Origin of the sequence: Erythrobacter litoralis HTCC2594 (genome assembly GCF_000013005.1) — a bacterium.
Classification (GTDB): domain Bacteria; phylum Pseudomonadota; class Alphaproteobacteria; order Sphingomonadales; family Sphingomonadaceae; genus Parerythrobacter; species Parerythrobacter litoralis_A.
Genome location: NC_007722.1, coordinates 1,868,412 through 1,890,291, shown reverse-complemented (window position 1 = coordinate 1,890,291; position 21,880 = coordinate 1,868,412). Strand labels below are relative to the sequence as shown.

22 protein-coding genes are annotated in these 21,880 nt (G+C 63.8%); 9 read left to right on the top strand and 13 right to left on the bottom strand.

Annotated elements, in window-relative coordinates; all coding sequences use genetic code 11:
- Window positions 1–11: 11 nt before the first annotated feature.
- From EL2594_RS09170 to EL2594_RS09155, 4 genes are read right to left on the bottom strand one after another with little or no spacing between them, the layout of a single operon-like run.
- Window positions 12–1,880, bottom strand: coding sequence for a phage tail sheath subtilisin-like domain-containing protein (locus EL2594_RS09170; RefSeq protein ID WP_011414777.1), 1,869 nt, complete (start codon window positions 1,878–1,880; stop codon window positions 12–14).
- 17 nt (window positions 1,881–1,897) lie between these two features.
- The gene (locus EL2594_RS09165) at window positions 1,898–2,860 is read right to left on the bottom strand and encodes a hypothetical protein (protein WP_011414776.1); all 963 of its coding nucleotides are present in this window, start codon (window positions 2,858–2,860) and stop codon (window positions 1,898–1,900) included.
- On the bottom strand, window positions 2,857–3,468 hold the full coding sequence (locus EL2594_RS09160) for a DUF4255 domain-containing protein (protein WP_011414775.1): 612 nt from the start codon (window positions 3,466–3,468) through the stop codon (window positions 2,857–2,859). The genes EL2594_RS09165 and EL2594_RS09160 overlap by 4 nt, the downstream gene beginning before the upstream one ends.
- Entirely contained in the window at window positions 3,468–3,800 is a 333-nt protein-coding gene (locus EL2594_RS09155; protein ID WP_011414774.1) for a hypothetical protein, read from the bottom strand. Before EL2594_RS09155 ends, EL2594_RS09160 begins: the two co-directional genes overlap by 1 nt.
- Before the next feature lie 471 nt (window positions 3,801–4,271).
- Here EL2594_RS09155 and EL2594_RS14915 point away from each other — a divergent pair, with 471 nt between their 5' ends.
- The 9 genes from EL2594_RS14915 (at window position 4,272) to EL2594_RS09105 (ending at window position 15,690) form a co-directional block, all read left to right on the top strand.
- On the top strand, window positions 4,272–4,868 hold the full coding sequence (locus tag EL2594_RS14915; RefSeq protein ID WP_011414773.1) for a LuxR C-terminal-related transcriptional regulator: 597 nt from the start codon (window positions 4,272–4,274) through the stop codon (window positions 4,866–4,868).
- A 44-nt stretch (window positions 4,869–4,912) separates the two neighbouring features.
- Window positions 4,913–8,542, top strand: a complete 3,630-nt coding sequence (locus EL2594_RS09140) for a hydantoinase B/oxoprolinase family protein (RefSeq protein ID WP_011414772.1) — start codon at window positions 4,913–4,915, stop codon at window positions 8,540–8,542.
- Window positions 8,543–8,632: 90 nt separating this feature from the next.
- Complete coding sequence (locus tag EL2594_RS09135; RefSeq protein WP_011414771.1) at window positions 8,633–9,403, top strand: DUF969 domain-containing protein; 771 nt, start codon at window positions 8,633–8,635, stop codon at window positions 9,401–9,403.
- Window positions 9,400–10,362, top strand: coding sequence for a DUF979 domain-containing protein (locus tag EL2594_RS09130; protein ID WP_011414770.1), 963 nt, complete (start codon window positions 9,400–9,402; stop codon window positions 10,360–10,362). Before EL2594_RS09135 ends, EL2594_RS09130 begins: the two co-directional genes overlap by 4 nt.
- The gene (locus EL2594_RS09125) at window positions 10,353–11,348 is read left to right on the top strand and encodes a DUF2891 domain-containing protein (RefSeq protein ID WP_011414769.1); all 996 of its coding nucleotides are present in this window, start codon (window positions 10,353–10,355) and stop codon (window positions 11,346–11,348) included. The genes EL2594_RS09130 and EL2594_RS09125 overlap by 10 nt, the downstream gene beginning before the upstream one ends.
- A 22-nt stretch (window positions 11,349–11,370) precedes the next feature.
- The gene (locus EL2594_RS09120; protein ID WP_011414768.1) at window positions 11,371–12,579 is read left to right on the top strand and encodes an acyl-CoA dehydrogenase family protein; all 1,209 of its coding nucleotides are present in this window, start codon (window positions 11,371–11,373) and stop codon (window positions 12,577–12,579) included.
- Window positions 12,580–12,582: 3 nt separating this feature from the next.
- Window positions 12,583–13,674 (top strand): acyl-CoA dehydrogenase family protein, encoded by a 1,092-nt coding sequence (locus EL2594_RS09115; protein WP_011414767.1) that lies wholly within the window; start codon window positions 12,583–12,585, stop codon window positions 13,672–13,674.
- Between the two features lie 3 nt (window positions 13,675–13,677).
- Window positions 13,678–14,193 (top strand): molybdenum cofactor guanylyltransferase, encoded by a 516-nt coding sequence (gene mobA / locus EL2594_RS09110; RefSeq protein ID WP_011414766.1) that lies wholly within the window; start codon window positions 13,678–13,680, stop codon window positions 14,191–14,193.
- Between the two features lie 72 nt (window positions 14,194–14,265).
- On the top strand, window positions 14,266–15,690 hold the full coding sequence (locus tag EL2594_RS09105) for an aldehyde dehydrogenase family protein (RefSeq protein WP_011414765.1): 1,425 nt from the start codon (window positions 14,266–14,268) through the stop codon (window positions 15,688–15,690).
- Window positions 15,691–15,752: 62 nt separating this feature from the next.
- Here the strand turns inward: EL2594_RS09105 and EL2594_RS09100 are convergent, their stop codons facing one another.
- The 9 genes from EL2594_RS09100 to EL2594_RS09065 form a co-directional block, all read right to left on the bottom strand.
- Entirely contained in the window at window positions 15,753–16,268 is a 516-nt protein-coding gene (locus EL2594_RS09100) for a flavin reductase family protein (protein WP_011414764.1), read from the bottom strand.
- Window positions 16,269–16,310: 42 nt separating this feature from the next.
- On the bottom strand, window positions 16,311–16,829 hold the full coding sequence (locus tag EL2594_RS09095; RefSeq protein WP_011414763.1) for a DUF421 domain-containing protein: 519 nt from the start codon (window positions 16,827–16,829) through the stop codon (window positions 16,311–16,313).
- Complete coding sequence (locus EL2594_RS09090) at window positions 16,829–17,839, bottom strand: fumarylacetoacetate hydrolase family protein (protein ID WP_011414762.1); 1,011 nt, start codon at window positions 17,837–17,839, stop codon at window positions 16,829–16,831. The genes EL2594_RS09095 and EL2594_RS09090 overlap by 1 nt, the downstream gene beginning before the upstream one ends.
- A gap of 1 nt (window position 17,840) precedes the next feature.
- Window positions 17,841–18,488, bottom strand: a complete 648-nt coding sequence (maiA, locus tag EL2594_RS09085) for a maleylacetoacetate isomerase (protein ID WP_011414761.1) — start codon at window positions 18,486–18,488, stop codon at window positions 17,841–17,843.
- Between the two features lie 241 nt (window positions 18,489–18,729).
- Window positions 18,730–19,905 carry an acyl-CoA dehydrogenase gene (locus EL2594_RS09080; RefSeq protein ID WP_011414760.1) on the bottom strand — a complete coding sequence of 392 codons (1,176 nt, stop codon included), beginning with the start codon at window positions 19,903–19,905 and terminating at the stop codon, window positions 18,730–18,732.
- A 95-nt stretch (window positions 19,906–20,000) separates the two neighbouring features.
- Complete coding sequence (locus EL2594_RS09075) at window positions 20,001–20,360, bottom strand: response regulator (protein ID WP_011414759.1); 360 nt, start codon at window positions 20,358–20,360, stop codon at window positions 20,001–20,003.
- 90 nt (window positions 20,361–20,450) lie between these two features.
- Window positions 20,451–20,984, bottom strand: coding sequence for a helix-hairpin-helix domain-containing protein (locus tag EL2594_RS09070; RefSeq protein WP_011414758.1), 534 nt, complete (start codon window positions 20,982–20,984; stop codon window positions 20,451–20,453).
- Window positions 20,985–20,996: 12 nt separating this feature from the next.
- Entirely contained in the window at window positions 20,997–21,125 is a 129-nt protein-coding gene (locus tag EL2594_RS15745; RefSeq protein ID WP_011414757.1) for a hypothetical protein, read from the bottom strand.
- A 1-nt stretch (window position 21,126) separates the two neighbouring features.
- The gene (locus tag EL2594_RS09065) at window positions 21,127–21,855 is read right to left on the bottom strand and encodes an OmpA family protein (protein ID WP_011414756.1); all 729 of its coding nucleotides are present in this window, start codon (window positions 21,853–21,855) and stop codon (window positions 21,127–21,129) included.
- Window positions 21,856–21,880 lie beyond the last annotated feature (25 nt).

Below are 21,880 nucleotides of genomic sequence, written 5' to 3'. Positions count from 1 at the left end.
ATCTACTCTCCTCAGGCTTTGCTGTCGGCCGTCCACTGGCCGATGCGGAAGATGACGAATTCTGCGGGTTTGAGAGCAGCGACGCCGACCTGGCAGACGAGCCTGCCGTTATCGATGTCGTTCTGCGTCATCGTGGAGCGGTCGCATTTGACGAAATAGGCGTGCTCGGGTCGCTCGCCGAGCAGCGCACCGTTCTGGAACTCGTTGAGCAGGAAATCCTCGATCGTGCGGCGGACATTGGCCCACAGCCGCTCGCCATTCGGCTCGAAAACGGCCCATTGCGTGCCCTTGTCGATCGAGCGTTCGAGATAGGCGAAATAGCGCCTGAGGTTGACGTATTTCCACTCGGGATCGCTGGTCATGGTGCGCGCGCCCCATAGGCGGTTGCCGCGGCCCTCGAAGAAGCGGAAGCAATTGATCGCCTCGGGATTCAGCACCTCCTGCTGCCCGGTATTGATCGTCTTCTCGAACCCAAGTGCGAGATTGACGACTTCATTGGCCGGCGCCTTGTAAACCGCACGCTCGACATCGTTGCGGGCGTAGATGCCGGCCACGAAGCCCGAAGGCGGATAGTGATTCTCCTGCCCGGTGACAGGATCGATGATCCGCACCCACGGGTAGTAGAAAGCCGCGTATTTGCTGTCGAATTTCGCCCGGTAGTTCCGGACTGCGGAAATCGACTGGTTTTGCACGCTGTCGATAACAGCGATGCGATATTTCATGCGTCTGGCATGACTAATCAGGGCATTTGCGACCGGCTGGCCGAGCGCTTCGGAAACGCTTGAACCGGGAGCGGCGACGATCGAAATGTCTTCGAGATTCTCGAAGGCTTTGAGCCCCGAGGCCGCATTTGTTGTCGTGTCGACCTCACCCTCATAGTGCCGCGATTCCGGCTGCAGGCCGTCGCCGCCGCCTTCAAGCTCGATGGTCACGGTAAGCTGTGAAGGATCGCTTTCCTCATCGATGAGGTGCTCCAGGTAGATCACGGTAGTTACGGTCGGATCGGCTGGGGCATCGCTTATGAAGTCGTTCGCAATTTCGAGTCCGGTGTGACTGGCGGCCACAGGGGTTATCGCGATTGGTATCCGGCGCGCATCACCGGCATTCGGCAGATCGTCTCCCAACTGCGAAAGCAGGCTGTCGGGCCGCCCATTGGCACGATGCTGTGGATCGAGAGGCAAATCCACCATCGCGAAGGAGGGTATGTCGGTGGAGACAGATTCGAAGAGGATCGAAACTGTCAGGCGTTGAATGCTCGCCTCTGCTGTGAATGCACTGTCATCGGAAAGATCGACCGACAGTGGATTGCTGCCGCTGTCGACCCCATCGAAGGTGAAGTCTTCGGCAACCGGGTCCCATGTTGCCAGATAGAAGGCATCGTCCACATTGTCGCCCGAGACATAAACGATATCTCCGTGCGAAATGCCTTTCACCTCGGGCTCGCCATCCGTCAGAACGAAACGGTTCGGGCCGAGATTGAACTGGAGCGAGAGCCGCCCATTGCCGGCATTGCCCGGGAAGCGTGCCGAATAATTCAGACCGTGCAGCGCTGTAGCTCGGCTGGCACGTCCATCGTTCGCATCGGAGACGGGACGGAATGCGCGTGCGACATACAGCCGCTTGCCGCCTTCCTGGAAAAACGCGCGGGCCGCGTTCCACATGTAATTATCCTGCGCTGTCCCTTGGAAATCGAGCTGCGCGCTGCCGCCGTAAAGACGCTCGAATTCCACCAGCGAGGTGATGATTTCGGGCTCCAGATCGAGGGGGCCATATCGCGTCGGACCGACGAAACCGGTGGTTGTCGTACTCACACCTTCGATCGATTTGGCGCGGTAGGATACCTCTTCCACGAAAACGCCCGGGGCCAGATATTCAGGCATGATTGTGCCTCCTTCGCTCAGCTCGCCTCGAGATAGAGGCTGGATAACGGGGTGTTGTCGGTGTCCTCGGTGCGCAGGATCAGGCGCTCGCCGAGGGTCAATTCGGGGTTGGGCAGGGCCTGCGGCTGTCCCAGTCGCCGCAAGGCGCGGGTAGCCGTGCCGTGCAATTGGCCGAGAATGGTCGTGAAATCGGGCGGCAGCAGCGATCCGTCAGGCGCAGTCGTGCCGGACAGGTCATCGAAGTGGACTGAGATCCGGATCGTCCACGTAACGCTCTCGCGCCCATTGGCTGCCTCGGCCGGCGTCAGCGTCGGCAGTTCGGGATAAGGGAAGGCAACTTCGACATTGCCGTTCTCGTCGGCGAGGCCGAGGCCGACCGTGGTGTTGCCCGAGCGGATGCGGAGCAGCGCCCAGCCGGCCGGGCGGTCGCGGCCGTCGGGCAGGCGAATGGCGAGGTTCGCGGCCACCCTTGCGACCGGCACGTCGTAGGTCCGGCCCGTGCGGTTGAAGAGCGGAATGTAGTCCGCATCGCTTTGCCCTTCTTTCAGTAGCGAGCGGATGCGTGGCTGCGGTGGATTGCCCCAGACATCCCAGTGGGTCTGCGCCGGATCGGGCATCGAGTAGGTGAAGCGCGCAGGCAGGAAACGCCCGCGCGGGTCCGATACGCGAACCTCGTAGTCGCGCTCGCTGCCGGTCCACTCATCGGGGAACTGCCCGATCGTCGTTGGATCGACCGGTTCGCGGTCGGCAATCGTACGCAGCGCAAGCGGCGGCAGAATCGCGGCAACGCCGGTGAGGCGCCGCGGAATCCAGCGACCACCCCCGGCAGGCGAGAGCGCCTCGCCGATATGCGGCTGGTCAGGTACGACCATCGCTACTTCGAGCCCGCTGTCGATATCGGCCAGGTTGCTGGCATCGACAAAGCGGAGCGCGCCGGGCACGCGCATGCGGAACTTGTCGGGATTGAGCAGCGCAATCATGACGCGCTTCCTCCCGCCGGCGGAGTGATTGCGCCGTATTCGAACTCGCGCTCGACGACCGGCGGGTTCTCGGTCATCGAGACGGTGCTGTCGATCAGCACCATGCGCAGCTGGTAGCTGGCATAGGCGGGGAAGTTCTTGAGCCGTTCCCAAACCGTCAGGTGATCGGCGAGTGGCAGCGGATCGGCGACCAGTTCGACATCCTCGGTCGCCGGGAAAATGTCGTCTTCCGCGAGATAGGCATTCAGCTGGGCGGCCGAAATATGCCCGACATCGGCAAACATGCGCATGACCCATCCGAGCATCCGATGCTGGCGCTCTACCGACCTGGCAAAAGGGATGACGAGGAAATGCAGGTCGAGCGGGAGCGAAGGCTTGAAACGGTTGCCGAATACGTCGGTTCGCGGTGCGCGGGCGCGCAATTCCTTGTTGATGGTGACGCGCCACAGGACGATGGCGAAGCCGTCGTCGGTCTGATCCTCCTCAAGATCGGCAACATGGCGGCTGTCGACGTTCAGCGTCCCACCGAACTCGGCGCGCGGATAGCGCTCTTCGATGAGGGCCTTGAGGGCGGCGCTCGTGGCGGCAATGGCTTGGTACTGCGCCATCAGCGTCGATCCGCCGCCAGCAGGATGGCGTTTTCGAGCGCAAGGGACGCCGATTCATCGAGGTGGAGGTCTTCGCTCAGCCGTTTGAAGACGGAAGCCGTGCGACCTTCGCTGGCGACCATGACGATGCCCGCATTGGGCCTCGGGCGGGCGTATCCGGACTTGCCGACATCGCCTTCGAGCGAGTTGAGAACCAGGACATCGTAATCGGTGTGGGGCGGTTTGTCGCCGACCTCGACGATCTCGATAGCCGCAGAGCCGCTCAACACGTCGCGCATGATCGCCTCGATCAATTGCGGCACCGCGCCGAGAACGACCCTGACCGGTTTCAATGCTGTGCCTGCCGGATGTGCATGCGCGCACCATCGCCCGGTAATGACCGGCGCGCATGAACCCTTCACCGCAAAAAAGGGTTCATTCGATGGTCCAGACCATTTTCAGCATCGAAGAATCGAATACTTGTGATATGAATGAAACGAGGGTCGCCCCGATAGATAAAGAACCGCTTGAATCGGCGCGCTTTTGCACAAGGTCTAGGCAATACGGACTAGATCGAATGGGTCCGATTGATTCGAAATCAATCATGCAACAGGCTCGGATCGGGTAACTAATAAAACTAACATTCCGGCAAGTAAGAGATCTTCTTTTTGCCGGTTTCCGAATAGACTTGGCAAGGGCGCGGCGTTCTACGTCCGTCGTCCGCGGCAGGTCTTTTCCAGCTTGGTGGACGAGGAAAGCTGACAATGCGGAGCGGGGGAACGAACGGGAGTTCGGATCGAAGCGCGGAGGGTCGCCCGCGGTGTGTGATCGTGGGCGATGTGATGCTCTACCGGGAGGGTCTTGCCCGCGGTCTCGATCGCCTGGGCCACGTGGAGGTGGTGGACTCGCTGACGTCACCCGCTGCGACCGAGGCGCTAGCGGATACCCCGCCGGACATCTTGGTCCTCGACATCTCAAGTCCCGACACGCTCGACATCATCCGGCCCCTGATCTGTGCGCAGCCCGGCCTGCCGGTCGTCGGTTTCGGCGTCGGGGGGCAGGCCGATGCGATGCGCTGTGCGGAGGCCGGCATTTCCTCCTTCGTGAGCCGCGAGGACAGCATCGAGGACCTGGACCAGGCGGTGCTGATGGCTGCCCGCGGCGAAGCGGTGTGCAGCCCGCGCATGACCGCGCGGCTGATCCGGCACCTGGCCGCGCTGACCGGCAAGGCGCACCAGCGAACGGACAATTGCCTGACGGCGCGCGAACGCGAAGTCGCCTCGCTGGTCAAGGAAGGCCTGTCGAACAAGCAGATTGCGATCGAGCTCGGGATAAGTCCCGCCACGGTCAAGAACCACGTGCACATGATCCTGGAAAAGCTCAACATGCCGCGCAGGTCGTCGATCGGGATGGTGGTGTAAGAAGCGGGCTTTATTCGCGCGGCGCAAATGCCTAGGCACCATGCATGGGCAAGGGAACCGGCTGGCAGTTTGCGATCGATCGCGGGGGGACCTTCACCGATGTCGTGGCGCTGACGCCCGACGGCAACCTGGTGACCGACAAGCTGCTGTCGGAAAATCCCGAGCACTACGAAGACGCGGCGAGTGAGGCGGTGCGGCGGCTGATGGCGCAGCACGGCGAAGGCGCTGTCGAGGAGGTGCGGATCGGCACGACCGTCGCCACCAACGCGCTGCTCGAACGCAAGGGCGCGCGGCTGGCGCTGGCGATCACCAAAGGCTTTGGCGACGCGCTGCGGATCGGGACGCAGGCACGGCCGGAGATTTTCGCCCGCCATATCGTGTTGCCCGACCAGCTGCCCGAGCGCGTGGTGGAGATCGACGAGCGAGTAAGCGTCGATGGCGAAGTGCTCGCGCCGCTGGACGAGGATAGCGCCACGCGCGCATTGGAGGAGCTGCGCGCAGACGGTTTCGATGCGCTCGCCATCGTTTTCCTGCACGGCTGGAAATACCAGGCGCACGAGCATCGCCTGGCGGGGATCGCGCGAGACCTGGGCTTCAAGCAGATCAGCGTCAGCCACGAAGTCGCGCCACTTATCAAGCTGGTGCCCCGCGGCGATACGACGGTGGTGGACGGCTATCTCTCGCCGGTGCTGCGCGACTACACCGACCGTTTACAGGCCAGTCTTCCGGAAACCGGGGCCCTGCGCTTTATGCAATCGAATGGCGGGCTGGCGGAAATCGGTGCCTTTCGAGGCAAGGATGCGATCCTTTCCGGCCCCGCGGGCGGCGTCGTCGGCATGGCCGCGGTCGGCGAGGCACTGGGCCACCGGAAGCTGATCGGCTTCGACATGGGCGGGACCAGCACCGATGTCGCGCATTTCGCGGGCGAATACGAATTGACCGGCGACAGCGTGGTGGCGGGCGTGCGCGTCGCGGCACCGATGATGCAAATCCATACCGTCGCGGCGGGCGGCGGTTCGATCTGCAGTTTCGACGGCGCGCGCTTCCGGGTCGGGCCGGAAAGCGCCGGGGCCAATCCGGGGCCCGCATGCTATCGTCGGGGCGGGCCGCTGACGGTGACCGACTGCAATCTGGTCCTCGGCCGGATCGACCCGGCTTTTTTCCCGCACGTCTTCGGGCCTCACGCCGACCAGCCGCTCGATCCAGATGCTGCCCGCCAACGTCTGGAGGAAATAGCCGCCGCGCTGCCCGAGCTCAAACCGCTGGAAGAAATCGCGCGCGGCTTCCTCGCCATCGCGGTCGACAACATGGCCAATGCAATCCGCAAGATCAGCGTCGCGCGCGGCCACGACGTGACCCGATACGCGCTCGCCTGTTTCGGCGGGGCAGGCGGGCAACACGCCTGCGACATCGCCGACCAGCTCGGCATCGAAACGGTGCTGATCCACCCGCTGGCGGGAATGCTATCGGCCTATGGCATCGGCCTCGCCCCGGTGAAAACGATCCGCGAGACCAGCGTGGTGCGCCCGCTGGGACAGGGATATGAGAGCGAGCTTGATCTGCTGCGCGAGCAGGCCCGGCAGGACCTGCTCGACCAGGGTCTGATCGAAGACACCATCAGATTCGCCGAACGCGCGCGGCTGCGTTTCGAAGGCAGCGACAGCCTGCTGACGCTCGATTGCGGCGCGCCTGAGGCCATGGACGCGCAGTTTCGCGAGCTGCATCGCCAGCAATACGGCTATTCGGATGCCGACGCGGCGATTATCGTCGACGCGCTGAGCGTCGAGGCGTCGGGGCCGGGCGGCACCTTCGGGGACGCGATCGTCGATCCGCCCGCGGTTCATGCCGATATCAAAAGCAATGTCGACGTTGTCGAGCGCGCGGCGATGAAGGCCGGTGAAATGGTGACGGGCCCCGCGCTGGTTATCGATCCCGGCTCCACCACTGCCGTCGTCGATGGCTGGCAGGCGGAGCTCTCCGAGGAAGGCAGCCTCGTCCTCACCCGCGCCACACCGATGGTGCGCGACCGTGCGGATGGCACCGATGTCGATCCCGTGCGGCTCGAGATTTTCAACAATCTGTTCATGACCATCGCCGAGGAAATGGGCGTGGTGCTGCAGTCGACCGCGACCTCGGTCAACATCAAGGAGCGGCTCGATTTTTCTTGCGCGCTGTTCGCGCCCGACGGCGCGCTGATCGCCAATGCGCCGCATATCCCCGTCCATCTCGGCAGCATGGCCGATAGCATCCGCCGTATCCTGGAGGCGAGGGGACCGGGCGAAGACGGCCAAGCGCGCGACGGGCGCGGCATTAGGCGCGGCGATTCCTATGTGCTCAACGATCCCTATCGCGGCGGGACGCACCTGCCCGACATCACGGTAATCGTGCCGGTCTTTTACTCGGAGAGCAGCACCGCGCCCGACGCCTTCGTCGCGGCGCGCGGCCACCATGCCGATATCGGCGGGATCGCCCCCGGCTCGATGCCGCCCGAAAGCGCGTCTATCGATCAGGAAGGCGTGCTGCTCGACAATCATTTGCTGATCGACGAAGGCACCTTCCTCGAAGCCGACATCCGCGCAGCGCTCGGCTCGGGCGACTGGCCCGCACGCAACCCCGACCGCAACATCTCGGATCTGCGCGCGCAGGTCGCTGCCTGCACGCGCGGGGCGGAACTGTTGGCACAGGCCGCGCGCGACAATGGCGCTGAGGTCGTGCAGGCCTATATGCACCACGTCCTCGCCAATGCCGAAGAAAGCGTGCGCCGCCTGCTCGACCGGCTGGAGGACGGGCATTTCACCTGCGAAATGGACAATGGCGCGCAGGTGACGGTCGATATCCGGATCGACCGCGCCACCCGTTCGGCGGTCTTCGATTTCACCGGCACCAGCGCCCAGCAGCCCAACAATTTCAACGCTCCTCGCTCGATCACCCGCGCGGCCTCGCTCTATGTCCTGCGCACATTGATCGACGACCAGATCCCGATGAACGACGGCTGCCTGCGCCCGGTCGAACTGGTCGTGCCCGCAGGCTCTATGCTCAATCCGGCGCCGCCTGCCGCCGTGGTCGCGGGCAATGTCGAGACGAGCCAGGTCATTACCGATGCGCTGTTCGCCGCCACCGGCAAGCTCGCGCCGAGCCAGGGCACAATGAACAATTTCACTTTCGGCAACCAGCGCCACCAATATTACGAAACCATCGCGGGTGGATCGGGAGCCGGGCCCGATCATGACGGCACCAGCGCGGTGCAGACGCACATGACCAACAGCCGCCTGACCGACCCGGAAATCCTCGAGACGCGACTGCCGGTGCGGCTGGACCGGTTCGCCATACGGCGCGGCTCGGGCGGCGAGGGCGCGCATCGTGGCGGCGACGGGGTCGAGCGGCGGATTACCTTTCTGGAGCCGATGCGGGCGAACATCCTTGCCAACCGTCGCACAATCGCGCCGAGCGGGCTTATGGGCGGCGGCGATGCGCAGCCGGGTCGCAATTGGGTCGAGCGCACGGACGGCTCGCGCGAGGAACTGTCCGCGACGGCCTCGGCTGACATGCAGCCGGGGGATGCGTTTGTGATCCTGACGCCGGGCGGGGGCGGATTTGGCCTTCCTCCCCAAAACGGGGAGGGGGATCAGTCCCGGACCCATTCCGGGAATGGTGGAGGGGCGAGCAATGCCTGAATGCCGGAGCAATGTGTGGAGTTGGGCGGGCCGCGCCTCCACCCCGAGCCTGCGGCTCGCGGTCCCCCTCCCCGTGTCGGGGAGGAATGCATGAACTACTGGCCGCTGGCGGGCATCGCCATCGTCGTGATCGGCTTTGCCTTGCGGTTCAACCCGCTGCTGGTGGTCGTGAGCGCCGCCATTGCGACCGGGCTGCTGGCGGGTCTCGACGTGGTCTCGGTGGTCGAGGCGCTGGGCAAGGCCTTCAACGACAACCGCTATATTTCAGTCACCTGGATCATCCTGCCGGTGATCGGCCTGCTCGAACGCTACGGCCTGCAACAGCGCGCCAAGGCGCTGATAGAAACCATGCGCGGGGCGACGATGGCGCGGCTGCTGGTGGCCTATCTCGCTTTCCGCCAGATCACCGCCGCCATCGGGATGAAGGATATCGGCGGCCATCCGCAAACGGTCCGCCCGCTGGTCGCCCCGATGGCCGAGGCGGCCGCGACCAAGACCCATGGCAAATTGCCGGAGGACGAACGGCAGAAAGTGCTCGCCATGTCGGCGGCGACCGACAACGTGGGGCTGTTCTTCGGCGAGGACATCTTCTTTGCCATCGCATCGATCCTGCTGATCCAGGGCGTGTTCGAAAGCTACGGCTATCCGCTCACTCCGCTGCAATTGTCGGTCTGGGCGATCCCGACCGCGATCTGCGCCTTTATCATTCACGGCTGGCGTATTCGCGCCTTGGACCGCCGATTGGGCCTTCCTCTCCGAGCCGGGGAGGGGGACCAGTCCCGGACCCGCTCCGGGAATGGTGGAGGGGCGGCTGGCGCGGCAATGCCGCTCCACCCCTCTCCCAAGGGAGAGGAAAGATGATCACCTACGAATGGCTCTATATTTTCGCCGGGACGTTCTTCGTGATCATGGCGCTGCTGAGCGCGCTCGACGCGTCGAATGGCAAGCGTTGGGGCAATGCCGCTTTCTGGGCGGTTCTCGCGGGAAGCTTCCTGTTCGGCACCCACCTCTCCGATTTCGCCAATGGCGTGATCGTACTGGCGCTGGTCGCGATTGCCGGGGTCGGCGGGCTGGGCCGCAGCGATCCGCCGACGACCTCGCTGGAAGAGCGCTTCAACTTCTCGCAACTGCTCGGCAACAAGCTCTTCCTGCCCGCGCTGATCGTGCCGATAACTGCCGTCGCCGGAACGCTGCTCTACAATTACACGCCGTTCGGCGAGACCGGACTGTTCGAGGAACGGCGCGAGACTTTGCTGCTGTTCGGCATCGGCGTGCTGCTCGCGCTTGCCTACGCCATGGTGTGGCTCAAGCCGCCGGTGCTGGCCCCGATGCAAGAGGGGCGGCGACTGCTCGATTCCATCGGCTGGGCGGCGATCCTGCCGCAGATGCTGGCGGCACTGGGCGCGGTCTTCGCGCTGGCCGGGGTCGGCGAAGTGATCGGTTCTCTCGCGGGCACGGTCATCCCCGATGGCAGCGTGTTGATCGCGGTGATCGTCTTCGCACTCGGGATGGCGCTTTTCACCATGATCATGGGCAATGCCTTTGCCGCCTTCCCGGTGATGGCGGCGGCGATCGGCATCCCGCTGCTGGTGGAGGACTACGGCGGCAATCCCGCAGTGATCGGCGCGGTAGGCATGCTGGCCGGTTTCTGCGGCACGCTGATGACGCCGATGGCGGCCAACTTCAACATCGTGCCCGCCGCGCTGCTGGAGCTGAAGGACCAGAACGGCGTGATCCGCCAGCAGATCGGCACGGCGATCCCGCTGTGGGTCTGCAATGTCGCAATCATCTATGTCGGGGCGTTCGTGTTGTGGAGCTGACTCAGGATATCGCCCGCCGCTTTGCGCAGGCCGCGCTCGGCCATGTCGCGCGCGAGTATCCCAACAAGCTCGATCATGTGATGGCGGGCGATGCCGATGCGCAGGCCCCGCGCCAGCTGCATCCGTGCTTCTTCGGCAGCTATGACTGGCACAGCTGCGTCCACGGCTGGTGGACCCTGTTGACGCTGCGGCGGCTCTACCCCGATATGCCTGAGGCGGCAGCGATTGCAGAACTGGCCGACGAGACCTTCACCGCAGGGAAACTCGCGATCGAACTGGCCTATGCCCAGCGGCCGGAGTCCAAGGGCTTCGAGCGCCCCTATGGCTGGGGCTGGTATCTCTACCTCCATCTCGAAGCGTCACGGCATGATGCGCCGTGGGCATCACGGATGGAGCCCTTAGCGCGTCATTTCGCGGCGATGCTCAAGAGCTATCTCGACGTACTGACCTATCCGATAACGGTCGGCACGCATTTCAACACGCCATTCGCTCTGGTGCTCGCTCGAGATTGGGCGAAAGCCAACGATCCCTCCCTGGTCGAAACGATCGATCAATGGTCGATGCGCTGCTTTGAAGATCGGACCGATTATCGCGGCTGGGAACCGGGCGGCGATGAATTTCTCTCGCCAGCTCTGATGGCAGCGCAGCTGATGAGCCGCGTCGCGCCGGTTGAATCATTTGTGCGCTGGTTTGACGGCTTTCTACCTGCCGATAGCTGGCTTTCGACCCTCGAACCCGCTCACGTTTCAGACCGCAGCGACGGCAAAATCGCGCATCTCGACGGTCTCAATCTCAGCCGTGCCTGTTGCCTGCGAGGCATCGCGAACCGCCTCATCGACCATCCGCGCAGCGCTTCGCTGGAAAGACTAGCGCAAATCCATCTCGACGCCGCGCTGCCCCATGTCACCGGCGACTATATGGGCGAACACTGGCTCGCCAGTTTCGCGCTTCTCGCCTTGCTCGCCGCGCCCGAGACTGACAGGTAGGCGCGAGAGAGGACCCGCGCCCATGAACATCGATTTCGCCCCGGAACTCGAGGATTTCCGCGCCCAAGTGGCCGAATTCTTCGCCACCGCGCCGACCCCCGCCATCCGCGAGGCGGGTCGCAAGACCACCAGCGTCTTCGCCCCGTTCAAGGAGTGCATGGAGTGGCACCGCATCCTCTACGACAAGGGCTGGGTCGCGCCGCACTGGCCGGAGGAATATGGCGGCACCGGCTGGAGCGTGGAGCAACGCTTCATCTTCGCCGAGGAATACCGCAAGGCCGACCTGCCGCCGCTGCTGCCGCAGAGCCTCGGCATGGTCGGACCGCTGCTGATCGATATCGGCACCGAGGAGCAGAAGGCAAAATACCTGGAGCCAATCCTCAAGGGCGAGGATTTCTGGGCGCAAGGTTATTCGGAGCCTAATTCCGGCTCAGACCTGGCCTCGCTCAGCTGCCGCGCCGAACCCGATGGCGACGATTACATCATCAACGGCTCCAAGATCTGGACCACCTACGCGCATCACGCCAACCGCATGTTCATGCTGGTGCGCACCAGCAATGAGGGCAAGAAACAGCAGGGTATCACCTTCCTGTTGCTCGACCGGGTCGATTATCCCGGCATGGAAATCCGCCCCATCGTCGGGCTCGACGGCTTTCCCGAGCAGTGTGAAGTATTCTTCGAGGATTGCCGCGTGCCGCAATCGGGCCGGGTCGGAGAGGAGAACGACGGCTGGAGCGTCGCCAAGCACCTGCTCAAGCACGAGCGCGGCGGCGGCAATGCGGCGAGCCCAACGCTGATGCGCTATTGCGAGCGGGCGCGCGCCGCGGCTGCGGAAACGCTCTCTCCCTTTGGTGGAAAGCTGTCGGAAGACCCGGTCTTCCAGCGCGATATAGGCGAATTGGAGGCCGATATCGCCTCGCTCGCCCATTTCGAGAAGCTCGCCATCAGCGGCCATGAAATCGCGCGCGATCCGGCGTTCCCGTCGATGAACAAGACGATCAATTCGGAACTGGTCCAGCGTGCCTCGACGCTGATGGCGCAGGTCTCCGGGGTCGACGGGCTGGCGCGGCAACTTGAAGCGCTGCGGGTCGGCAGCAATGTCGAACCGCTCGGCAGCGAGTTCGATCTCATCTCCATGCCGCTCTATCTCAACAGCCGCGCGACGACGATCTACGCAGGCTCCAACGAAGTGCAGCGCGACCTGATTGCCCGCACAGTGGCGGGGAGCTGAACGATGGATTTCAGCTTCACCGAAGAGCAGGAGATGCTGCGCGACGGCGTCGGCAAGTATCTCGAGAAGAACTACGATTTCGAAACGCGGCAGGCGCTGGTGCGCTCCGAAGAGCCATGGTCGCAAAAGGCTTGGCAGCAGTTTGCGGAGTTCGGCCTGCTGGCGCTGCCCTTTGCCGAGGAGCAGGGCGGACTCGGCGGCTCGATCAGCGATTGTGTCGCTGTGGCCGAGCTGTTCGGCAAACATCTCGTCATCGAACCCTACGCAGCTTCGATCATGCTGGCCGGGGCGGCGTTGGCTGCGAGCGACGATGGCCCGGCGCAAGACTGGCTGGAGAAAGTGATTGCAGGCGAGGCCATCGCCGCCTTCGCCTATGAGGAAGGGGCGGGTACTGCGGCGCCGGACATGGTTGCCATGATCGCTGAACCGGTCGGCGACGCATTCACGCTGACAGGCGAGAAACGCCTGGTCGTGGCCGGTGGCGAAGCCGACTGCCTAATCGTCGTGGCGCGTCGGGGTGAGGACGGACCGCTCGGCGTTTTCCTTGTCGAGAAGACAGCGCAACGCATGGAAGCACGCAGCTACACGACGATCGACGGGCGAAGCGCCGCTAATATCCGCTTCGACGCGACACCTGCGACCCTGCTCGACGGCGCCGAAGCCGCCCTCGACCGCATCCTTGCCCATGCCATCATCGTGCAATCGGCAGAGGCGGTCGGCGCGATGGGCGCACTGCTTGCGCTTACCAGCGATTACGCCATGACCCGCAAGCAGTTCGGTGTGCCCATCGGGACCTTCCAGGCCGTGGCGCACCGGCTTGCGGACATGAAGATCGCTTACACCAAGGCGCGGGCGACGCTACTTTACACCACGGCAATGGCGGAATCCGGCGCTGTAAAACCGCGCGATATCGCCATCCTCAAGGGGCAGGTCGGCAAGCTCGGCAAGGCGGTTGGCGAAGCAGCGATCCAGACCCATGGCGGGGTCGGCATGACCGACGAGCTGAGCGTGAGCCACTATCACAAGCGACTGCTCGCCTGCGATGCGATGTTCGGCAGCCATGACTATCACTTGCGGGTGGTCGGACAGGGCTGAGCCATGCGGGTGCTCGGAGCGATCCTGGCGGGCGGCCGTTCGCGACGCTTCGGCAGCGACAAGGCGCACGCAACCATCGACGGCGAGCGGCTGATCGATCTGGTGGCAAGGTCGCTGGCGGCGCAGTGCGAAGCTGTGGTCGTCTGCGGGCGCGAAGAGGATGGCATCAACAGCATTCCTGACTGGCCCGAGCCTGGCCATGGTCCGCTCGGAGGGTTGAATGCCGCGCTTCATCATGCCGCCATCGAAGGGGTCGATGCGGTGTTGAGTTGCGGCTGCGACGTGCCGAACCTGCCCACGGACTTGCTGCGGCAGCTGGAACAGGGCGCACCGGCAATCGCTGGCGAGCAGCCGGTGGTCGGTCTGTGGCCCGTGTCTTTGGCTCTGGCTTGCGACAGCTATCTCGCGACAGGCCAGCGCTCGCTCTACGGTTTTGCCGATCATGTCGGCGCGCGGCGGGTGCCAATCGAGCCGCCACTCGCCAATATCAATCACCCGTCCGACTTGCCCGATCGGTAGCAATTGGAAACTTTCGCGCGACAAACCCCGCCCCGGCCTGCTAATCCGCGACTCAACGAGAGGAGAAACCCCATGGCAAAAGAATATTCGAACCTGATCGGCGGTGAGATGATCACCAATGGCGCGTGGATGGATGTACTAAATCCGGCCACCGAGGAAGTGATCGGCAAGGTCCCGGCCTGCGGCAAGGACGAGCTCGACCGAGCGGTCGCCGCCGCGCGCGAAGCGTTCAAGAGCTGGCGCAAGACCAGTTCCGACGAGCGCGCCAAGGTCGCGCAAGGCATCGCCGCCGCGATCAAGGAAAACGCCGACGAGCTGTTCCGCCTGCTGACGGCGGAGCAGGGTAAGCCGCACGCACAGGCCCAGCAGGAAATTTACGGCGCGGCTGGCCTTGCCGCTGCGCAATCGACCCTGACGCTCGACGATGTCATCAACCAGGACGATGACGAGCGCCTCAGCCGTACGCGCCGCGTTCCGGTGGGCGTGGTCGGCGGCATCGTGCCGTGGAACTTCCCGATCATGATGGCGATCCAGAAGATCGTACCGGCGCTGATCTCGGGCTGCACGATCGTGCTCAAGCCCTCGCCGTTCACGCCGCTGACGACGCTCCGCATCGCCGAGCTGATCAAGGACGTAGCGCCGGCCGGCACGGTCAACATCATCACCGGCGAAGACAGCCTCGGCCCGTTGATCACCGAGCACGAAGATATCCACAAGATCACCTTCACCGGCTCGACCGCCACCGGCAAGAAGATCATGGAAGGCGCCAGCCGCGACCTGAAGCGGATCACGCTGGAGCTGGGCGGCAACGATGCCTCGATCGTGCTGCCCGATGCCGATGTCGAAAAAGTGGCCGAGCAGCTGTTCTGGTCGACGTTCTCCAATGCCGGTCAGATCTGTGTCGCCGCAAAGCGCATCTATATCCACGAAGATATCTACGACGACCTGTCGAAGGCGATTGCCGAATACGCCAAGAACGTCGTTGTCGGCGACGGGTCCGAACAGGGCACCGGTGTCGGTCCGATCCAGAACAAGAAGCAGTACGACCGCGTGCTGGAGCTGATTCAGGATGCCAAGGACAACGGCTACAAGTTCCTGTTGGGCGGCGACACCGATCTTTCCGGCACCGGCTATTTCGTGCCCCTGACGATTCTCGACAATCCGCCCGAAGACGCGCGGATTGTGGCCGAGGAGCAGTTCGGCCCGGTCATGCCATTGATGAAGTTCTCGAGCGAGGACGAGGTGATCGAACGCGCCAACAATTCCGAATACGGTCTCGCCGGTGCGGTTTGGACCAAGGATACCGACAAGGGCGTCGCGATTGCCGAGCAGCTCGAAACCGGCACGGTCTGGGTCAACGAATTCCTGCACCTCTCGCCCTTCGCGCCGTTTGGTGGGCACAAGCAGTCCGGCTTCGGTGCCGAATACGGGATCGATGGCCTCAAGGAATTCACCTATCCGCAGGTGATTACCGTAAAGCGTGACGCCGTGGTGTAGCGTTTCCGATCACGAGTAGGAAAGGGCGGGGGCTGCGGTTCTCGCCCTTTTTCGTTGGCGGCTCAATCTTCGATATGGATGCCGCGATAGCGGCTGCGGAAATAGAGCAGCGGGTCGTCGTGCGGGTGGCACACAGCCCGCAGGATACGGCCGACAAGGATCAGGTGATCGCCGCCGTCGTGCACTGCGTGGCGTTCGCATTCGAAAGTGGCCAGAGCGCGATCGAGCAGCGGCAGGCCGTGTTCGGAGCGGTGCCACTCGTTCTCGACAAAGCGGTCCAGTCCCTTGCGCGCGAAACGGCTCGAGAGCGCCTTGTCCTCGCTCGCCAAGACATTGACGGCAAAGCGTTTTGCGCCTTCGAGCGCGGCGGTGCTGCCGGCGTCGAGTGCGGGACACACCAGCAACAGCGGCGGGTCGAGGCTGACCGACGAGAAGCTGCTGACCGTCAGGCCTACGGGCGCGCCGTCGGTCGCGGTCGTGGTCAGGATCGTCACCCCGGTCGCGAAGCAGCCGAAGGCATCGCGCAGCGCGCGGGTGTCGTCGCCTGCACGAAAGGTCACGGTCCGCGGCTTGCTCACAGGCCGCGGGTTAGCAGGCTTGGGGCGCAAGGGAAGGGGGCGTCAATCGACCGATCGCACATTTTCGATGATCACGTCCTCCAGCACGTCGCCATGCATGACCGAGACATCGCCGGTGGTTTCGAGCACGACGGCCCGCACTTTGGACAGCTCGAGCACATTGGCCTCGCGCAACTTCGCAATGACGTCCGATTTGGCCACCCGCTCTTCTTTCATCGCTTTTTCGCAGAACTCGCCGTTGCGCATCAGCAGAACCGCGTCGTTCTGCATGAGCTGCTCGAACCAGTCGGAGTTCTTGCGCCAGCGGGAAAGGGCCAGCTGCGCCGTGAACAGGCCGGTCATGGCGATCATGGCCTGCGCGAATCCGGCCCAGTCGGTCGCTTGGGCAGCCCCTGCAAGCAGGGAGCCGCTTGCCACGGTCATGACGAAGTCGAAGTTTGTCATCTTCGAGAACGACCGAAGGCCGATCATGCGGACGAGAAACACCACGTAGACCAGCCCGATGCCGGACAGCAGGAAGCCGCGCAGAAAGACGTCGAGCCAGGTTGCATCGGTGAACATCAGGCCTGCACCACTTCCTGCTCGATCGCGCCGAAGATCGAGTGGCCGTCTGCGTCGTCCATCCAGATCTTCACCGTATCGCCCGGTGCCATGAAGCGGGTCTTGGGTTCGCCGTCGGCGATGGTTTCGATCATACGGATTTCGGCGATGCAGCTATAGCCGAGCCCGCCTTCGCTGACGGGCTTGCCGGGGTCGCCCTCCGGCCCCTGGTTGGAGACCGTCCCCGAACCGATGATCGCGCCCGCGCCAAGATTGCGGGTCTTTGCCGCATGGGCGACGAGATCGGCCAGGCTGAAGGTCGCATCGAGGCCGGCATTGGCCCGCCCGAAGGCCTCGCCATTGTAGTCGACATTGAGCGGCAGGTGGATGACGCTGTCCTTCCAGGCATCGCCCAGCTCGTTCGGCGTCACCGCCACGGGCGAGAATGCGGTCGCGGGCTTGGACTGGAAGAAGCCGAAGCCCTTGGCCAGTTCGCCCGGGATCAGGCCGCGCAGGCTCACGTCATTGACGAGCATCACGAGTTTGATGTGATCGGCGGCCTCTTCCGAGCTGACACCCATTGGCACGTCGTCGGTGATGACGGCGATCTCGCCTTCCATGTCGCAGCCCCAGGCGGTGTCCTTGAGCGGGATCGGCGCGCGCGGGGGCAGGAAATCGTCGCTGCCGCCCTGATACATCAGCGGATCGTGATAGAAGCTCTCCGGCACCTCGGCACCCCGCGCCTTCCGCACGAGTTCGACGTGATTGATGTAGGCCGAACCGTCGGCCCACTGATAGGCTCTTGGCAGCGGCGAATGCGCCTCGCGTTCGTGGAAGCGCTCGCACGGCACGGTCTGGTGTTCGACATCGGTATAAAGCGCCTGCAGCTTGGGCGCGACCTCGTCCCAATTGTCGAGCGCGTGTTGCATCGTCGGCGCGATATTGTCGGCCGCGCAATAGCGGGTGATGTCTTTCGAGACGACGACCAGCTTGCCGTCGCGGGTGCCGTCATTGAGGGTGGCGAGCTTCATGTCAGCTGTCCTTCTGTTCTGGATTGTCGGGCTGCGCGTCCGGGTGGGCGCGTTGGAATTCGGGGAGGGCGAGGCAAGCCGCCTCGATCCGGGTCATGTGCGGCTTGTCGCTGAAATCGAAGGCGAACCGCCGCGCGTTGTACATCTGCGGCATCAGCACGACCTCGAAAAAGCCGGGGGCGTCGAACAGGAAATCGCCGGCGCCGACCTGCGCCAGCCGCTGTTCGAGCGGATCGAGCGTGCGGGCGAGCCAGTGGCGATACCAGTCATCGATCTCGTCCTGCGACTTGCCGTATTGTTCCTTCAGGAATTTCAGCACGGGCAGGTTGAGCGGTGCGTGCAGCTCTGTGGCGATGGCATAGGCCAGTTCGCGCGCGAGATAGCGCTGTTCGGGGTCGGAGGGCAGCAGGGGCTTTTCGGGATAAGCCTCGTCGAGCCATTCGATGATGGCCATCGACTGCGCCTTGTCGCCGTGGTCCGTCTCCAGCATCGGCACGCTGCCGAACGCATTGCGCGCGGTGAAGGCTTCGCTCTTCTGCTCTGTCTTAAGCAGGTTCACCGGCACGTTCTCGTAATCCAGCCCCTTCAGCTCGAGCGCGCATCGCAGGCGGTAGCTCGTAGAGCTGCGGTAATACCCGTAGAGCTTCATGATCCGGCGCGTCCTCCCGTTGGTTTCATCTGTAACGACCAATGGGCCGGAGCGGCAGATGTTCCGCCATGCGCGCCCGCAGAAGGGGGAGACATGGACCGCATGGACCACCGTCCAGGCGCAGAAAAACGCGGAGGTGCCGAGTCCAACGTGTAACCCCGCGAAAATGCACCAGACCGAGCCATCTGTCGCTTGTGCCATGGCCTGTCCGTGTAGGACAGCCGTGCCAGCAAGTGCGAGATCAGAACGCCGCCAACCCGGTGATTGCGCGGCCCAGGATCAGCGCGTGGACATCATGCGTGCCTTCATAGGTATTGACCGTCTCGAGATTCACCATGTGGCGGATGACCTGGTATTCCTCGCTGATACCGTTGCCGCCGTGCATATCGCGCGCGGCCCGCGCGATATCGAGCGCCTTACCGACATTGTTGCGCTTGACGATCGAGATCATCTCGGGCGCGAACTTGCCTTCGTCCATCAGGCGGCCGACGCGCAGGGAGGCCTGCAGGCCCAGCGCGATCTCGCTCATCATGTTGGAAAGTTTGAGCTGGTAGAGCTGCTTACTCGCCAGCGGGACGCCGAACTGCTGGCGATCCAGGCCGTATTGCCGCGCTGCGTGCATACAGAATTCCGCTGCGCCCATGCTGCCCCAGCTGATGCCGTAGCGCGCGCGGTTGAGGCACGAGAAAGGCCCCTTGAGACCCTGCACATCGGGCAGCAGCGCATCCGCACCGACCTTGACCTCGTCCATCACGATCATGCCGGTTGTGCTGGCGCGCAGCGAGATCTTGCCTTCGATCTTGGGGGCGGACAGACCGTCCATCCCCTTTTCCAGCACGAAGCCGCGGATACCGCCGCCGTGCTCTTCGCTCTTGGCCCAGACCACGAAAACATCGGCGAAGGGTGAGTTGGAAATCCAGGTCTTGGAACCGGAAATGATGTATCCGTCGCCGTTCTTTTTCGCGACAGTCTTCATGCCGGCAGGGTCGGACCCCGCGTCGGGCTCGGTCAGCCCGAAGCAGCCGATCAATTCGCCCGACGCCAGGCCGGGCAGGTATTTGCGCTTCTGCTCCTCCGAACCGAAAGCGTGGATCGGATACATGACGAGCGAGGATTGCACCGAGGCCATCGAGCGATAGCCGCTGTCGACGCGCTCGATCTCGCGAGCAATCAGGCCATAGGCCACGTAGCCCGCACCTGCGCCGCCATACTCTTCGGGGATCGTCGCGCCCAGCAGTCCGGCTTGGCCCATCAGCGGGAACAATTCCGGCGCATCGACTTCGTTGGAAAAGGCCTCGATCACGCGCGGCTGAAGCTCGCTTTGTGCGAATCCATGCGCCGCGTCGCGGATCATCCGCTCGTCTTCGGTCAATTGCTCGTCGAGGCGGAACGGATCGTCCCACGCGAAAGGCACCATACCAGTCATGAAAACTCCTGCGGTCAGGCGGTCACTTCTGTGGCTGCGCTTTCGCAGGAGTGGAGCCCTGCATCAAGTCTTACGGAGGGCAGCGATCAGGCTTCGTCGAGCTTGCGTTGAACCGTCTCGAGCATCTTTTGCGGTGGAACCGGCTTTTGCAGCAGCGTCGCTCCGGGAAAACGTTCGGCGATCTCTTCTTCCCGGTAAGCGCCGGAATGGAAGATAATCTGCACGTCTTCCGCGATCAGCTTGTCCGCAAGCGGGAAGACATTGTCGTCTCCGAGATTCACGTCAAGGATCGCCAGGTCCGGCTTGCGCTTCTGATAGGCCAGCATGGTCGAGGAGACGTCCGGCAAGGGGCCTTCGACTTCGCAACCGGCTTCCTGCACGGTCATGCAAAGATCAGCGCCGATTATGGCTTCGTCTTCGGCGACGATTACGAAAGGCATGTCCATTGGTCTCTCCCCCACGATTTGACGACCTGAGTCAATCAATGAGGCAGCGTGCAATCGGTTCCCGCAGGGCGCGTGGCTGGGAGTCGTCGGTCAGAGCTTGCCGAACTGCGCCTCGTATCCGGCGGTGTCGCCCGATGCCAGAAAACGTGCTTGGGTGGGCCAGTCATCGCGCCGGATGCGGCCCTGAAAGCGGCCGAGCTTGGCATCGATCGCGTCGATATCTGCGTCGTTCCAATTGGCGATCTGTTCGAACGATGTAACGCCCTTTTCATGAAGGATGGTGGCGAGCTTGGGACCGACGCCCTTGATCCGGGTCAGGTCGTCGCGCGATTGTGCTTCGGCTGCTGCCTCCTGCGCTGCAGCCGCTACGGCCGGACCGGCACCGGCCATGCCCATCGGGGCTACCGGGACAACCGGCGTCGGTTCGGGCACGGGATCACGCTTCACCACGGGTTCGGAATCGATCAGCGCCTGGTTGCGCGCGGCCGGCTTGTCCGGCTCGCCGCTCTCGTCGCGCGTTACCTGGGTCTTGCGACTGCCGACGAAGACGAACCAGGCGGCGGCAATGCCGATCAGCAGGACGATCAGGAATACCGGCCAATTGGCTTCGACGAGTTCGATCACGGGGAGTGCTCCTCAGATATCTTCAAGCGGTTCGGGCGCATCGGCCACGATCGGCGTGCGGCCCCACAGCAGCCAGCCGAAACCGAGCCCGATGGCATAGGTGAACAACAGCAGGATGACGAGTTCGATCCAGATCGGCATGTCAGCGCGGCCCCGGCAGATCTATGGGTGTGGGGCGCACGCGTTGCTTGGCGACGACCGAAAACTCGATCCGGCGGTTGGCGGGATCGGCGGGGTCGAGGCCTTGCACCGGCTGCGACGAGCCGAGCCCGTTAATGCGGAGGCTTTCCTCGGGAACGCCGCGCGCTACGAGTGCGCGCTCGACCGCGGCAGCGCGGCGGCGCGACAGGACGATATTGGCGGGTTCGTCGCCCGAGGTATCGGTATGGCCGGTGATGGCGATGATGGCGCCGTAACAGGGTCGCAGCGCCGCCGCGACTTCGTCGAGCAGTTCCGTGCCGCCGGCTGCAAGTGCGGCGCTCGACTCCTCGAACCGGAGCGTGCGGGCCGTCAGGATCGCCTGAACATCATCCTGACAACGCAGGGATTCGAGCGGCGCTTCGCCGGCTTCGGCCAGCATTGTGCCGTCGGTCCAGTGCACGCCGCCGATGCCGTCGATCGCCCCGATCTGCTTTGCCAGATCGGCGCGTCGCCCCTCGTCCAGTTCCCGTGCGGGTGTCAGCATGGCGTGACGGCTGGGATAGCCCTCGCGGTCGGCGAAGCGGACGGTCACATCGTTTCCGGCGATCGCCTCCGCTTCCGCTGCAAGTCGTTCCACGTAAGGCGCGGCGGTCTGCGATGCCGCGGCGATTCCCAGGATCGCGCTCAAAAGGGCACCGGCAAGAATGGCGAAGGACGGGCGGATGCTCACGCCCGTCCCACTAGCCAGACGACGG

Bases quoted from the DNA above. Each gene is read 5' to 3' on its own strand.
- EL2594_RS09170 (WP_011414777.1), bottom strand. From the start codon at position 1,880: ATGCCTGAATATCTGGCCCCGGGCGTTTTCGTGGAAGAGGTATCCTAC.
- EL2594_RS09165 (WP_011414776.1), bottom strand. From the start codon at position 2,860: ATGATTGCGCTGCTCAATCCCGACAAGTTCCGCATGCGCGTGCCCGGC.
- EL2594_RS09160 (WP_011414775.1), bottom strand. From the start codon at position 3,468: ATGGCGCAGTACCAAGCCATTGCCGCCACGAGCGCCGCCCTCAAGGCC.
- EL2594_RS09140 (WP_011414772.1), top strand. From the start codon at position 4,913: ATGGGCAAGGGAACCGGCTGGCAGTTTGCGATCGATCGCGGGGGGACC.
- EL2594_RS09135 (WP_011414771.1), top strand. From the start codon at position 8,633: ATGAACTACTGGCCGCTGGCGGGCATCGCCATCGTCGTGATCGGCTTT.
- EL2594_RS09130 (WP_011414770.1), top strand. From the start codon at position 9,400: ATGATCACCTACGAATGGCTCTATATTTTCGCCGGGACGTTCTTCGTG.
- EL2594_RS09120 (WP_011414768.1), top strand. From the start codon at position 11,371: ATGAACATCGATTTCGCCCCGGAACTCGAGGATTTCCGCGCCCAAGTG.
- EL2594_RS09115 (WP_011414767.1), top strand. From the start codon at position 12,583: ATGGATTTCAGCTTCACCGAAGAGCAGGAGATGCTGCGCGACGGCGTC.
- mobA (WP_011414766.1), top strand. From the start codon at position 13,678: ATGCGGGTGCTCGGAGCGATCCTGGCGGGCGGCCGTTCGCGACGCTTC.
- EL2594_RS09105 (WP_011414765.1), top strand. From the start codon at position 14,266: ATGGCAAAAGAATATTCGAACCTGATCGGCGGTGAGATGATCACCAAT.
- EL2594_RS09095 (WP_011414763.1), bottom strand. From the start codon at position 16,829: ATGTTCACCGATGCAACCTGGCTCGACGTCTTTCTGCGCGGCTTCCTG.
- EL2594_RS09090 (WP_011414762.1), bottom strand. From the start codon at position 17,839: ATGAAGCTCGCCACCCTCAATGACGGCACCCGCGACGGCAAGCTGGTC.
- maiA (WP_011414761.1), bottom strand. From the start codon at position 18,488: ATGAAGCTCTACGGGTATTACCGCAGCTCTACGAGCTACCGCCTGCGA.
- EL2594_RS09080 (WP_011414760.1), bottom strand. From the start codon at position 19,905: ATGGTGCCTTTCGCGTGGGACGATCCGTTCCGCCTCGACGAGCAATTG.
- EL2594_RS09075 (WP_011414759.1), bottom strand. From the start codon at position 20,360: ATGGACATGCCTTTCGTAATCGTCGCCGAAGACGAAGCCATAATCGGC.
- EL2594_RS15745 (WP_011414757.1), bottom strand. From the start codon at position 21,125: ATGCCGATCTGGATCGAACTCGTCATCCTGCTGTTGTTCACCTATGCC.